Here is a 13181-nt window from a genome sequence, read left to right as displayed (position 1 = left end):
CGTGCGAACCAGATCAGCGTCACGCGAGGCGAGTTTCGATCGGCAACCCGGGGCTCAACGTTTTCGTTACGGGCGTGCGCTCGGCAATTTCCGCCAGACGCGCTTTCTGGCTGTCCTCCAGGCCTTTGATCACAAGCGTCCGCTCGATGCGCCACTCGTCCGTCCCGACTAGCCGCAGGGAGACATCGAGCGACTCAAGGGCCCAACCTTTGCGTTCGGCATACATTTTGAGCGTGATGGCGGTGCACGCTCCCAGGCTTGCAAGCAATAAATCGTAAGGGGCCGGTCCGGCGCCTTGCCCGCCGCGCGCGTGGGGTTCATCGGCCGTGATTGCGTGGCCGGATACGACGATGTTCGTGCGATAGGGCGTCGATCCAATCTGGGCGGTGCCGTGTGTCATGGTTCCTGCCTCCACTGCACGATGTGGGATGTTGGATGAACTGGCTTTGCTGGAGTATCTTCGCAAAGCGTCTGATATACCAATCATCCTTTGGTATGGTCGATCGGCTCGGCGGCATTTCGGGATACCCGAAGTCAACAGGTACGCAGAGACGGCGCAGCACAAGCGGCAAATCAATCCATGCGCGCGGGCAAGGCTTCGGCCAGCGTATCCACGGCCAGCCGCACCTTGCGTGACAGGTGTGGTGCCTGCGGCCACGTGGCGTAGAGACTGCCGGCCAGAACGCGCTCGCGGATCAGCCAATGTCGCCTCCTCTCGGCTGGCGCCTTCCTCAAGGGCGGTTGGGGCGATCTCGTCGGCGCGCCGTCCACATGGCCGAAAACGGATGTCGACGCGATCTGGCTCGATAGCTCACGGGCCGGAGATCATGTTGATCGGGAGATCGAACATGACCTGAGAGAGCTGAACCGGCAGGCTAATTGGTCAGCGAAGAATCAGTGCCGGCGCATATCCGAAATGGGGTGCGGGTTCAACCGGTCGATGCAACGAATTGATGGAATCGTTCATCCATTTAGAGCCGTTCACTTGAGCTTACGTAAGACGGTTGGCGCGGGTCGGGTAACACGCGTGCGACCGTCTTGAGCAAGCCAAGTCGCCGCCCGACTTCGTCGAGCCCTGGAAAGAACTCGCCGGAATTGGCCAGGGAGGGATTGGAGGTCGTCCAGTTGCCCACCGAAAGGCCCATCGAAGCCAGGCCATCCTGGCACATCTGCGCCACGGTTTCGGCCTTGAGCACGCGGCCGTTGGGCCCGGCCCCGTCATTGAGGATCATGCGGATGAACGTCATGTACTCGCCCACGGTGGCGTACAGGCCGTGGCCGCCCATATCCATCAGCGGCGGCTCCGGCAGCACGAGGTCTGGCAGCGGGCTCAGCTTGCCGTCGGCGGCGCGTTCGTGATTCGTCACGCGGCGGGCCTTCATGGATTCGGTCAGCCCGAACTTGATTTCCCCCATGCCCAGCGGGTCGAAGATGCGTGCTTTCATCACCTCGCCCAACCGTCTTCCGCGCTTATGGTTGTCGCTTGCATGGCCTTCCGCACAGGAGGAAGCGATCCAAGCGTCGTCAATTTAGGGGAGACGGGCCACATGGCGTGTACGATTCCGGCATCTGCCTGCTCGGATCAGGCAGATATCTGCAAGCTGCAATATGCCGCCGCCCGGTCCGCGCCACACATGGCCCTCCCGCGCGGTAAGCCATGCACCGTGACCACAATCACCTTGGCTCGCGGTGGCGGATCGAACGCGGCGTGCAATGGCGGGGGCGTTGTCCGCCTTCTCTGCAATTCGCAGGCGGACTGTGGCTTGCCGCCGCCGCGCTTGCCAGGTTGGTTAGTCAGAGTTTCGGAAACGCCTTGACCACGTGCCGCAACAGGCTGGTGGCGACTGGCGAGAGCGGCCGTCCGGCTCGCGTGACGACGTGGATCCGGCTGTTGTTCAGGATCGGATTGGCAAGCGGCAGCGATATCAGGTCGGTGAACTGTGCGCCCTTCAGCGGAATCGAGCGTGGCGTCATGATGTAGCCGAGCCCCATCGCCGCAAATTCCCACAGCACCTTGAACGAGTTGGTGACGAGCATCGGCTTCAGGGTGATGTGCTCGTCCAGTTCCGCTGCCTGCACGTGCTTGCGCACGCCGAACGACTCGACCAGCGCCGCGCCCTGGTGCTGCGCCAGTTCCACCAAGGTCAGCGCGCTGCGGTGGTGCGCCAGGGGGTGGCCCTTGCTAACGTGAACGCGGATCGGGGACAGCCGCGAATAATGCGAGCGCAGGCGCGCGTCGTTGGGCGGCTGGAACACCAGGCCAATGTGTGCCATGTCTTCCACGATGCAGCGGACCGTTTCCTCGGTCCCAGCCACCCGGACGTTGTAGGTCACGTCAGGATGCCCGATCAGGAAGTCGCGCAGCACCGGCTCGAGCACCATGTCGATGAAGCCCTCGCCAAATATCAGCTCGATGTGCCCGCGCTGGGCGTTCTTCAGGCTGTTGACCTCGGCGAGGAATGTGTCGTGCAGATCCTGCTGGCGGCGGGCGAACAGGGCGAGCATGCGCCCGGCGTCGGTGACGACGACGCCCCGCCCGCGCCGCTCCAGCAGCGTCAGGCCCGTGTCCTGCTCCAGTTTGGCCACGGCGCGACTCACCATCGACGGGTCCACCGAGAGCACATCCGCCGCGCCGCGCACCGACCCCGTCTCGATGATCTGGAGCAGGCACAGCGCCCGCTTCCGATCCAGCACGTCTCCCATCCGTTCTTCCATTGCGCCGACATCTCAAATGTTGTGGTTCGAATGTTGTCATTTATACAACAATTCGTCCCCTCAGCTGTCATGGATGCGACGGACACATCTGCAGATAATGGCGTGAATCACCTTGATCGACGACAACCATGACCGAATCCGCCCGCGCCCACCTGAGACGATCCATCGAGGCCATCGCGCCAGAATTCGTCGCGATTCGCCGCCAGATCCACGCGCATCCCGAGCTGGCGTTCGAAGAGCGGCGCACCGGTGACCTCGTCGCGGAGCTGTTGGCAGCCTGGGGCTACGAGGTCCATCGCGGCCTGGGCACGACCGGCGTGGTCGGCAGGCTAAGCAAGGGCCAGGGAACGCGGACGTTGGGCATTCGCGCCGATATGGATGCGCTGCCTATCCAGGAGAAGACGGGGCTGGACTATGCCAGCACCCTGCCCGGAAAAATGCACGCCTGCGGGCACGACGGACACACGGCCATCCTCCTGTGCGCCGCGCGGCATCTGGCCGAGTCCGTCGACTTCAACGGGACGCTGAACCTGATCTTCCAGCCCGCCGAGGAAAACGAAGGCGGCGCGCTGCGCATGCTGGAGGACGGTCTGTTCGAGCGCTTCCCCTGTGATGAGATCTACGCCCTGCACAACGCCCCGGGCCTGCCGGTCGGCCAGATCGGCCTCATCGCCGGTCCGGCCATGGCCTCGTTCGACCGTGCCACGGTGACGCTGACCGGCCGCTCGGCCCATGGTGCCATGCCACACCATGGCATCGACGTGATGCAGGGCGCGGCCAGCATGGTGCTCGGGCTGCAGTCCATCGTAAGCCGCGAGATCGACGCGCTGAAGTCGGCGGTCATCACCGTGGGCTCCATCCAGGCGGGCGCAACCTACAACGTGGTGCCTGAGAGCGCGACGATCAAGATCGGGGTGAGAGCGCTCGACCCCAAGGTGCGCACCCACATCGAAACGCGCCTGCGGGACTTCGTGGCGGCTCAGGCGCGCAGCTTCCAGCTTCAGGCCAAAGTCGTCTATGAGCGCAAGTATCCGGTGCTGGTCAATCACGACCGCCAGACGGAGCGCGCGCGGGAAGTTGCGGTCCGGCTGCTGGGTGAGGACAACGTCGTGTCCCGCGGACCCGTGATGGGCAGCGAGGATTTCGCCTGCATGCTGGAGCATCGCCCCGGCGCCTACATCCGGCTCGGCAACGGCCTCGGCCAGGATGGCGGCTGCATGGTCCACAACCCCTTGTACGACTTCAACGACAGGGCCCTGCCGGTAGGCGCAGCGTTCTGGGCCAGCTTGACGCAAAGCTACCTCGCCTGACAAATTCAATAACGGGAGACAACCATGACCACACAGACGCGCCGCCGCTTCCTCCAATACGCTGGCCTGACCGCAGGCTCGACGGTACTTGCCGGCCTGCCCGCCTTTGCGGAGCAGACCTTCCCGAGCCGGCCGCTGTCGCTGGTGGTTCCCTACCCCGCTGGCGGTGCCAGCGATACGTCCGCGCGCATCTTCGGGGAATCCATCGGCAAGAGCGTGAAGCAGCAGGTAGTCGTCGAAAACTACGGAGGCGGCACCGGGCTGATCGGTGCCAATAAGGTACTGGCCGCGCCGGCTGACGGGTACACCTTCTTTCACGGCTCGATCAACGAAGTGTTCCTTTCCCCGCTGCTGAATCCAGCGGCCCGCTACAAGCCCCAGGACTTCATGCTTGCCGCCCCGATTAGCGACGCCAGCATCGTGCTCCTCATCCGCAGCGGCATCCCGGCCGACTCGCTGGACAAGTTCCTGGACGTGGCGAAACAGAACAAGAGCAAGCCGCTGACCTACGCGACCGTCGGCATCGACTCGATCTATCACCTGATGGGCGACGCACTCGGCGCCCGCATCGGCGCGCCCTTCCTGCACGTGCCCTACAAGGGGGCAGCCCCCGCGCTGCAGGGCCTTGCCGGCGGGGAGGTGGATTTTGCCATCCTGCCCTATCAATCGAGCTTCGACAGCATGCAGGAACAGGGCCGGCTCAAGGTGCTGACAAGCTTCTCCAGGTCGCTGCCCGCGCCGCTCAAGCATATTCCGCTGATCTCGCAAAGCCGGCAGGTCCCCGACTTCGAATACGCGATCAGCGGGGGCTACTTCGTCAAGCAGGGCACACCTGCCGACCGGATCGCAGTGCTGCGCAAGGCGATCGGCGAAGCGCTGGCGAAGCCGGAGATCCGGGCCAAGCTGGAAGCCGAGGGCCGCGCCGTCGCGCAGCCCATCGACAATCAGGCGCAGGCGAACCAGCTCTTCGACCAGTACATGGGTCGTGTTTCGCAGCTCATCCGCAACGTGGGGCGCAAGACTGCCGCCTGACTTCCGGCCGAGCGGCACCGGGGCTCGTGCCGCACATAGGGCAGTCCATCGAGGGCGGCAACAACCGACTGATCGACGAAATCCCAAACGCGAAACTCATCGTGCCGAAGCGGATGCGTCGTGATCCTCTCGAAGGCAACCGATTCGGCCCAACCCACTTCCCAAAGATGACAACGGTTCGGAACAATTAACGCGCCAGGACACGCGCAAGAGCGATCATCCCTGACTCAATTGCGTCGCTGCCGACAGATGCAAAACCCAACACCAGCCCCGACGGCGCCGGACGGTCAATCGCGTAGAGCGACAATGGTCGTGTCTCGATGCCCTCGCGCGCCAAGCGGCGCGCCACGTCGGCATCATCGATGCCGGGCGGCAAGAAGGCCGGCGCGTCGAGTCCCGCAACGATTCGAGGAACATGCAGCAGTCCGGAAAGACGCCGATCGGCAGTGCTTTTCAGCGCTTCGGCACGCTCGCCGTACAGCATGCGCATGCGCCGGATGTGGCGCCCGAAATGGCCGTCCGCGATGAATTCATGCAGTACCGACTGCTGATCCAGTGGGACATGCCGCGCTGTCAACGACAACGCGGCCACGAACGGATCGACAAACCGGTCAGGCAAGATCGCATACGCGGTCCGTAACCCAGGAAACAGCAATTTGCTGAATGTGCCGCAGTAGATCACGCGTCCGTCGTGGTCGAGGCTCTTCATTGCGGCCAGCGGATTGCCTTCGAAGCGGTATTCGCTGTCGTAGTCGTCTTCGATGATGACGGCGTCTCGATCCCGTGCCCATTCGAGCAGCGACAATCGCCGCTCAAGCGCGAGCGGCGGTCCGAGCGGTGCTTGCCGCCCTGCCGTGACGTAGGCTAGACGCGCGTCGGGCGCGTGCTGTCGTGCCCATTCCACGTCGATGCCCCCCGCATCGACAGGCACACCGACAACCCGGGCGCCCGCGGCCTCGAGCACGAAGCGCGCGCCCGGATATCCCGGATCTTCGATCCACGCGGCGTCGCCCGGATCGAGCAGCAGACGCGCGCCCAAATCGATAGCCTGCTGGACGCTGCCGAGCACCACGACGCTATCTGCCGTGCACGTAATACCTCGCGACATGCCCACGTACTCGGCAATCGCCGCGCGCAGCGGCCGATATCCTTGCGCCTCACCGTCGCCAAGCAGATCTCGTCGAGTCCGGCGCGTGCGTTTCGCTGCCAGCCGCGCCCACAGGTCGAACGGAAACGCATCGAGATCGGGCTGGCTGGCACGAAAAGCCCGAGCGGGACTCGTGCGGCCGCCCACCTGAAAGGCGGTTCGCGCAAGCAGACGGCCGCGGGCCGAGAGCGCAATGGCACGTGGTCGCGCGTCGTCAACGTGATCGCCATGGCGGTCATGCGCGCCTGACCATCCGTCGCGCGTCTTGATCGACGGCCGATCGCTGCTGTCGATACGTCGATCCGGCAATTCGGACGTGACGAAACTGCCTCGTCCGACAGCCCCCGTCAGATACCCTTCGGCCGTGAGTTGTGAAAACACGCCTAGTACCGTGCCGCGAGATAACGCAAAACGTGCCGCGAGATCGCGCGACGAAGGTAGACGCGCCCCTGACGACAGCCGGCCCATCAGAATGGCAGTGCGCAGTTCGTCATATAGCCAGCGTTGCAATGACATCCCGTTCGGTCGCGGCGCAAGTGCAAGTTCGATCTGTTCGGCTCGGCGCATCGTTGCCTTTCCATAATGGCTCAATCAATTTCTCGATAATGGACCTTTTTTGCGACCATTAACAACCCTATCCTGCTCTTCATCAAAAAATGCGACATACCGTTGCATCGTTCGCAATCGCAAACAGGAGAAGAGAGATGAGGCACAGGGTTTTTGTGGCCGGAGCAAGCGGCGCCATTGGCACCGCACTGGTGCCCCTGCTAATCGCGGCGGGCTATACGGTGTTCGGCAGCACCCGGCGCCCCCACCGGGCGAAGAACCTCGAAGACGCTGGTGTCACGCCGGTCGTCGTGGACGTATTCGATGTGGACGCGCTACGCGACGCGTTGGGTCGCATCGCGCCGCATAGCGTGATTCATCAATTGACCGATTTGCCGTTCGGGCTGGATCCCGCCCGCATGGCTCAGGCGGTGACCGCCAACGCCCGGATTCGCGACGAAGGAACGCGTAACCTGGTTGCAGCGGCCATTTCAGCCGGTAGCAAGCGGATGATTGCGCAAAGCATCGCGTGGGCGTATCGACCAGGCGGGACGCCCTACGATGAAAGCTGCGCACTCGATATCGATGCGCATAGCCCGCGCGGTACTAGCGTGCGGGGCGTCGCGGCACTGGAGCGCCATGTGTTGGAAACGGCGCCACTGACTGGGACCGTACTCAGGTATGGACAGATTTACGGGCCCGGCACGGGTTGCGATGTACCCGCCGGCTCAAGCCCGCTGCACGTCGAAGCCGCTGCGTTTGCGGCTTTGCTAGCGCTCGAACGGGGCACATCGGGGATATACAACATTGCGCAGGACGACGCCGAGGTCACCAGTGCAAAGGCGAAGCGTGAGCTGGGTTGGTCGCAGGACCTGCGATCGGGGGCGCATGTATGAACCCGCGTGCTCTGCTGCTTCTCGCGCACTTGCCGCGGCTGCCGGGCAATCCCACGATGCTTTCGGCAATAGCAGTAGCATTGCTGCTGCCGGGTCCGGCGACGCCCCGTTCGGCGATCGACTGGTTCGCCGGCATTTGTGGCAGCGGTGGCGATCCGCTGCTGTCCAGTGCATCGCCGGATGCCACGGCGACGGGGCGTCCCGCTTCGACCGTAAAAATTCTGTCGTGCGAAGCTCTGCCTGACGCGCCGGGCAAGTCGGTGACGACGGCTATCGTCGACTTTCCGCCGCTCGGCTTTACGCCCGCGCATCGTCACCCGGGCTCGGTGACGGCGGTCGTGCTCGAGGGGACGATTCGCTCTCAACTGGCGGGAGGAGGACCCGTCGACTATGTCAGTGGACAAACATGGTTCGAGCCGCCACACGCACTTCACCTGTTCGCCGAGAATCCCGATCCGACGCACCCGGCGAGATTTCTTGCGACCTTCGTCGCCGATACCGGTTGCGGGGCATTGGTGCTACCGCCTGACTAGATTTCACGGCCAGACCGCAATGCGAACGTCTGCTTCGAAGAAAATTGAGTGGCTGTTGTGGGTTGGGAAGAGCCGAGGACGATCTGGTTCACGGAGGACGCGACCGCGAAGCCTGGCGGGCACGGGCGGAAGGGATATTTGACGTCGAAGGTCTCATTCTGGCATGCGTTCAGGATGCCGCCACTTGCGATCCAAGCGTTGTGGCCGACGCGATCCGGGAGTGGTTCGACGTCGCAAGAGCTATAGAAAGTCGGCACGGGGCTGCTAACTCTTTCTAGAGTAGGAAACCGAAATAGGCTGAACTACCGTGCACTATGGCTTCTCCGCATTGAGACCGAGCCCGCAGACCTTGGTCTTGCCCTGCCGCTGCCGCCCACCCGACTGGAGCCGCAACCCCTCATGCCTGGGGCGCGTCCTGCATCCGGCCAAGCCCGGCCATGGAGGCGCTTTGGGCGCCCGAGCCGGGATTCTGGCCGCTGCCAGAGCGGTACCCGGAATACGCCTTCCACTCGAAGGAACTCCTCCAGGAGGGGCTGCAGCGACCCGTCGATCCGAATGTGCCCTTTGTGGGCGGGCATCGACCGATCGTTGTCGGTGGCATGAGCATGCGCTGCGGCCACAAGGACTTTGCGTTGGACGTCTTCCATCGCGCGCGCAAATCCGCCTCGCGCATCAGCGTGCGGACCCGATTACAGCTGCGCCTCTTCAATCCCCGGAGTGTGCGAATCTACGCAATGCCGCCAAATCCAGTATCTGAATTGACCCATACTCAGCAACCACTAACCCTGCATCTTCCAGTTCGCGGATGGCCCGATTCGTGTTCTGCCTTGAAAGCCCGCAAAGCCTCCCAATTTCCTCCTGGGAGAAGCCCAACGTCTTGTCCGTGGCTGGATAGAGCTGCTGATTGAAAAGCTCTGCCAAACAGAATGCCACCCGCGCAGATGCTTCATGCAGCCGAAGGTTGTGCACCAGTCCAACGTAGTAGCCACATCGAGCGTTGAGTTGGTCGATCACGTATCTGCTGAACGAGTGGCTCTGCTCAAGGAGCCAAAGGAATGTCGACTTGGGTACGAATGCTAGGCGACTATCCCGGATCGCAACAACAGAATAGGGCCGTGGCTCGTCTTTCAGCACAACACCCTCACCGAACCACGAGCCGGCAGGAACGCCCGCAAATGTGATAACCCGCCCCTCTCTCGAGGCGGTATCGACCTTCACGATCCCTTCCATCACCGCAAGCCAGTGGTCGGCAGGATCCCCTCGATGGCACGCAACGGCACCAGCATCGTAGGATCGGTCAAAGCTATCACGCATAACTCGAGTCTTCTGCTCAGAGGTCAGATTCGAGCACCAGGGCGCCTGCAAAAGAAACGCCTCCAGACTTAGATGGCCAGGCTTGCAAAAACCAGCATTGCGATTCTGCAAGGTGGAGTCGACCAAGCTGCTGGATTTCGAGAGGGCGACGGGCGAAACTCGCATCGCTTCCGCTCGCTTGGCTTGCATGCCATTCACGTGGTTCATCATTTGGAGCCAGTATTGCGCAGTTGCATGATCACCTGTTTGCGCTGAGCACCCGCCGCCGACTTGATACCGCTGGCATGTGGCAAGCGCTGTGCAGAAGTCCAGTCTTCCAGATCCTTGGCAGACCTCCGACCTGGGAAGCTGTCGGGATCAAGTGGGATTCGACGTTCTGTTAAGTGAAATTTGGATTCGCTTTAGACTATGGCCCGAAAGGGATACTGTCAAGGGAAGCACGGCTAGGTGTTTGTACGGAGGGCGCTATAATGGCCACCATAAAGGTGAGCGGTGTACCGCACAATTTCTCGTCGAAAAGCAGGCATAACTGAAATGGAAATTCCACATAGCCCTCCGCGCATTCGGATTCGCCGGCGGGGTGCCGACAAACATCCGTTGATCCTCCAAGCCGCACGAGATTTGGTGGCGGAATCTGGGTTCCGAGAAGCCCAGATGTCGTTGATTGCCGAGGCTGCAGGCATCGCGATCGGCACGTTGTACCGCTACTTTCCGTCCAAGACCGAGTTGTTGGTCGAACTCGTGAAAACGACGGCGCAACGGGAAGTCGACGTCGTAGCTGGTATCGCCATGCGTGATGGGACCGCACTAGAACGTCTTGGTGCGGCCGCATGGACGTTCGCGAGTCGCGCTTTGCGAGGCCGACGCTTAGCCTACGCCCTAGTCGCTGAACCTGTTGAGCCAGATGTCGAGGCTGCCCGGCTCACTTATCACCGAGCACTGGCCAGGGTATTCAAGACGATCATTGAGCAGGGTATGGCGAATGGCGAGTTCCCTGCACAGGATGCCGCCGCATCGGCAGACTGCATAGTCGGCTGCCTTTTCGAAGGCCTGGTGGCACCGCTCACCAACAACGCTACAGCCGATGCTGTCCAGGCAGCCGCCCACGGCTCGGCCATCATCACCTTTTGTCTGCGAGGGGTTTCAGGCTTACAGGCGCCCGCCTATAGGATTCCGACTGTGTAGTCGCTTCCTTCAGGAATCGACCGTCTCTACCGGCTAGCGGAGGACGATCTCCCCCCCCCCGACCTCGCCTTCCGCAAGGATTTCTGTCGCGCCGACTACCTCTACAAGCCTCTTGCGCTTAGCGGATGTGCTGCCGGCCTCGTGTTTTCGGCCGGCAGCACAAGAGGACTGAAGTAGTGAAGTGACTTGATCCGCCTGTGACAATGTTGTCACAGGCAGTGGATCAATTGGTGCACGTATAGCTTGATGCGGCGTTCACGTCCCCGCTGACGTACTTTGGCCACTGGGGGTACTCGCACAGAGGCCGCGTGCGCCCCGCGGTGGGCGGGTTCAAGTCGGTAACGACGAGATTCTGCGGAGCCGTGCCTTTCGTGACCCAGTTATCCAAAGCAGTCAGCCCATCATATGCCGCCTCAAACTGCCCGCCCGTGCCATGTGCGGCACCGGGAACCAGATAGAACTTGAGGAATGACGACAACGCATTCTGCCCATAGCTCGCCAGCAATCGGTTGTAGTAGTCAATCGACATTTGAGCCGGAATGAACTGGTCGGATTGCCCGTGCTGAAGGATCACCTTCCCACCTCGGTTCTTGAAGTTGTCGAGGTTGACAGTCGTGGAGTCCATCATTTGACTTACCGTCTGCGTTCTAGCGGTAAGCGGCCCTGGATCCGTGAAGTTGAAGGACATCAAATCGAGCGAGGGATCCCTTGCAATAGCGTATCGCACGAGGCTATTCGGGAAGGCATAGAAGAACGACCATTGTGCGGTTGCATTTGTCCCCGGGTCCAGTACGGCGTCTGCTGGAGAGTCCCCCAACGGTAACAAGAAGCCACTCCAGAAATCGGTGCCTGCGAGGATGTTGTAACCAGGAATGCTGTGAATACCGTTTGCGAAATCAAAATTTGTCTTCAGCGGCGTGGCCATGGTATTGACAGTACTGATCTGAGCGTCAGACAGGCAGGTGTCGCCCGTGTCGGCGCCCCCTGGGCATCGCACAGTCGCCGGATCGAACGTACAAAGACCCGGATTGCTGATCAGGCCGTCTGTCGCGCCGTCCAGACTGTCACAGGCCGACATCACAGCCTTCTTGAGCATAGCGGCCTTGTTTGCGTTGATGAAGCCGCCTGGGGCAAGTAACGCCTGAGAGATGCGCCCCATTTGGTAGGCCAGCCCCATGATCCCGGACGCGGGATACGTCGAAATGATGCCATCGTAGTCTGACGCGTACTTCTGCGCAGCGATAAGCGCCTGGCGACCGCCGCCAGAGCCACCAATGTAGTAGCTATGCGCGAACGTCGCCCCGTAGCGCTGCTTGGTTAAAAACAGAGCGACATCATGCGTTTTCTTGATGTGGTCGCCGGCATAGTTCGCCAACGCCTCATCGTTCTGAGCGAACCGGCCATCCCCAAAGCTTCCTTCATGCCCGCTATCGCTGCCAAGCGTCACATATCCGCGCGCCAGCGGAGTCAGAACCCCCTTCGGTTCGCCATAGGATGTGAGGCCGGTGTTTGTGAAGCCTGTTGTGGCCGGGACAGACCCGTCAAGCCCACCGCCACCGAAGTGAACAGATTTCCCGTTCCAAGTGGACGGCAAATCAACTTCGAACTTGATGTCCGGCGCGGCCGGGTCCACGGGATGAATCCCCCCCAAGACCTTGCAGAACTCGCCATTTGTATTGCCCGACGCCGTCGCAGCAATGAGCGTCGCCGACGCGATCGTGGCGCCAGTCGTTGGCAAACCAATCGCGGAAGCTGGTACGGCTGAACCTTGAAGCGCCGCGCACTGCCGCGCTGGCGTCAACTGGGGCGTGGCATCGGCTACGACAGAGTCGCTGCCTCCTCCACAACCAACGACGAGCAAGGCCGATAGCGTTGCCACAGTGGGTGCAAGCCATTGCGGCCTGACTTTGGTGAACTTCATGACGTTGTCTCCTAGCAGACGCCGGGACTTCTAGTTGTCCACGAGTCGCTTTCGTTCAAGTAAATAGTCCTGCGAGGTGCGTCGTCACTGACGAGCATGGCGGCGAAGCACCCCGATGACGACCATACCGATCGGGCCTGCTCAGGATTGTCTTGCGCAAGACGATTGGAAATTTCGAGCCGTATTCAGTCGAAGATGCTGGAGTAGCCCTGCCATATTCAGGTTGGGCCACTCCTTGATGTACAGAAAACCTTGTTCAAGCTGGCGGTCGTTTTCGTTCTGGAATGCCACCCGCTCTGTGGTCTCGACACCTTAAGCATTTACCCGCTGTCAGCGGTGCTTGAACGCTGGTTGCCGTTTCGACAGGAAGGCGGACATCCCTTGCCGGTCAGGACGATGCATCCGATGTTGTCGTCCCGCTCGTACGCATCAACAGCGGCCCCGACTCCATTCATGACATCGTCATTGAGCGCATTCAGCGCTTCGGGGCTGTTGATCTGAATCAGACCGACGCGGTCGATCGCCTTTCGCAAAACCACTTCACTCACATTTGGCTCCGGCCAACAACTTCACGACGCCACC

General features: G+C 61.6%; 14 protein-coding genes. 6 read left to right on the top strand and 8 right to left on the bottom strand.

What is annotated here, in order from left to right:
• Positions 1 to 19: 19 nt before the first annotated feature.
• A complete protein-coding gene (locus AC07XB_RS28985) occupies positions 20 to 400 on the bottom strand; it encodes an OsmC family protein (RefSeq protein WP_492830854.1) in 381 nt (126 codons plus the stop codon).
• A 173-nt stretch (positions 401 to 573) separates the two neighbouring features.
• Positions 574 to 735, bottom strand: coding sequence for a hypothetical protein (locus tag AC07XB_RS28980; protein ID WP_492830853.1), 162 nt, complete (start codon positions 733 to 735; stop codon positions 574 to 576).
• Here AC07XB_RS28980 and AC07XB_RS28975 point away from each other — a divergent pair.
• Positions 671 to 1042, top strand: a complete 372-nt coding sequence (locus AC07XB_RS28975; RefSeq protein WP_492372844.1) for a nucleotidyltransferase family protein — start codon at positions 671 to 673, stop codon at positions 1040 to 1042. The two genes, AC07XB_RS28980 and AC07XB_RS28975, sit on opposite strands and share 65 nt — an antisense overlap.
• On the opposite strand, the gene AC07XB_RS28970 is transcribed toward AC07XB_RS28975, so the two are convergent.
• Together AC07XB_RS28970 and AC07XB_RS28965 are read right to left on the bottom strand one after the other, a co-directional pair.
• Positions 972 to 1445 carry a serine hydrolase gene (locus tag AC07XB_RS28970; RefSeq protein WP_492830852.1) on the bottom strand — a complete coding sequence of 158 codons (474 nt, stop codon included), beginning with the start codon at positions 1443 to 1445 and terminating at the stop codon, positions 972 to 974. The two genes, AC07XB_RS28975 and AC07XB_RS28970, sit on opposite strands and share 71 nt — an antisense overlap.
• Before the next feature lie 349 nt (positions 1446 to 1794).
• Positions 1795 to 2703 carry a LysR family transcriptional regulator gene (locus AC07XB_RS28965; RefSeq protein ID WP_492372823.1) on the bottom strand — a complete coding sequence of 303 codons (909 nt, stop codon included), beginning with the start codon at positions 2701 to 2703 and terminating at the stop codon, positions 1795 to 1797.
• A gap of 140 nt (positions 2704 to 2843) precedes the next feature.
• On the opposite strand from AC07XB_RS28965, the gene AC07XB_RS28960 reads away from it, so the two are divergent.
• Positions 2844 to 4025 (top strand): M20 aminoacylase family protein, encoded by a 1182-nt coding sequence (locus tag AC07XB_RS28960; protein WP_492830851.1) that lies wholly within the window; start codon positions 2844 to 2846, stop codon positions 4023 to 4025.
• A gap of 24 nt (positions 4026 to 4049) precedes the next feature.
• Positions 4050 to 5057 (top strand): Bug family tripartite tricarboxylate transporter substrate binding protein, encoded by a 1008-nt coding sequence (locus AC07XB_RS28955; protein ID WP_492372821.1) that lies wholly within the window; start codon positions 4050 to 4052, stop codon positions 5055 to 5057.
• A gap of 187 nt (positions 5058 to 5244) precedes the next feature.
• Here AC07XB_RS28955 and pdxR read toward each other — a convergent pair whose 3' ends face one another.
• Positions 5245 to 6771 carry a MocR-like pyridoxine biosynthesis transcription factor PdxR gene (pdxR, locus tag AC07XB_RS28950; protein ID WP_492830850.1) on the bottom strand — a complete coding sequence of 509 codons (1527 nt, stop codon included), beginning with the start codon at positions 6769 to 6771 and terminating at the stop codon, positions 5245 to 5247.
• A 137-nt stretch (positions 6772 to 6908) separates the two neighbouring features.
• Between pdxR and AC07XB_RS28945 the strand changes: the two genes are divergently transcribed.
• Positions 6909 to 7646: an NAD-dependent epimerase/dehydratase family protein gene (locus AC07XB_RS28945; protein ID WP_492830849.1), complete on the top strand. Its 738-nt coding sequence runs from the start codon at positions 6909 to 6911 to the stop codon at positions 7644 to 7646.
• Entirely contained in the window at positions 7643 to 8179 is a 537-nt protein-coding gene (locus tag AC07XB_RS28940) for a cupin domain-containing protein (RefSeq protein WP_492372818.1), read from the top strand. Before AC07XB_RS28945 ends, AC07XB_RS28940 begins: the two co-directional genes overlap by 4 nt.
• 705 nt (positions 8180 to 8884) lie before the next feature.
• Here AC07XB_RS28940 and AC07XB_RS28935 read toward each other — a convergent pair.
• Positions 8885 to 9682, bottom strand: coding sequence for a Crp/Fnr family transcriptional regulator (locus AC07XB_RS28935; protein ID WP_492807611.1), 798 nt, complete (start codon positions 9680 to 9682; stop codon positions 8885 to 8887).
• A gap of 345 nt (positions 9683 to 10027) precedes the next feature.
• Here AC07XB_RS28935 and AC07XB_RS28930 point away from each other — a divergent pair, with 345 nt between their 5' ends.
• Complete coding sequence (locus AC07XB_RS28930; RefSeq protein WP_400102049.1) at positions 10028 to 10678, top strand: TetR/AcrR family transcriptional regulator; 651 nt, start codon at positions 10028 to 10030, stop codon at positions 10676 to 10678.
• A 223-nt stretch (positions 10679 to 10901) separates the two neighbouring features.
• On the opposite strand, the gene AC07XB_RS28925 is transcribed toward AC07XB_RS28930, so the two are convergent.
• Together AC07XB_RS28925 and AC07XB_RS28920 are read right to left on the bottom strand one after the other, a co-directional pair.
• Positions 10902 to 12599 (bottom strand): tannase/feruloyl esterase family alpha/beta hydrolase, encoded by a 1698-nt coding sequence (locus tag AC07XB_RS28925; RefSeq protein ID WP_492830848.1) that lies wholly within the window; start codon positions 12597 to 12599, stop codon positions 10902 to 10904.
• Positions 12600 to 12919: 320 nt separating this feature from the next.
• Complete coding sequence (locus tag AC07XB_RS28920) at positions 12920 to 13147, bottom strand: enoyl-CoA hydratase/isomerase family protein (protein ID WP_492372815.1); 228 nt, start codon at positions 13145 to 13147, stop codon at positions 12920 to 12922.
• Between the last annotated feature and the right edge of the window lie 34 nt (positions 13148 to 13181).

The sequence above is a fragment of the Cupriavidus sp. GW821-FHT02F09 genome, from assembly GCF_059421605.1.
Note: the sequence above shows the minus strand (reverse complement) of the source record. Positions and strands in the feature narration are given on the sequence as shown.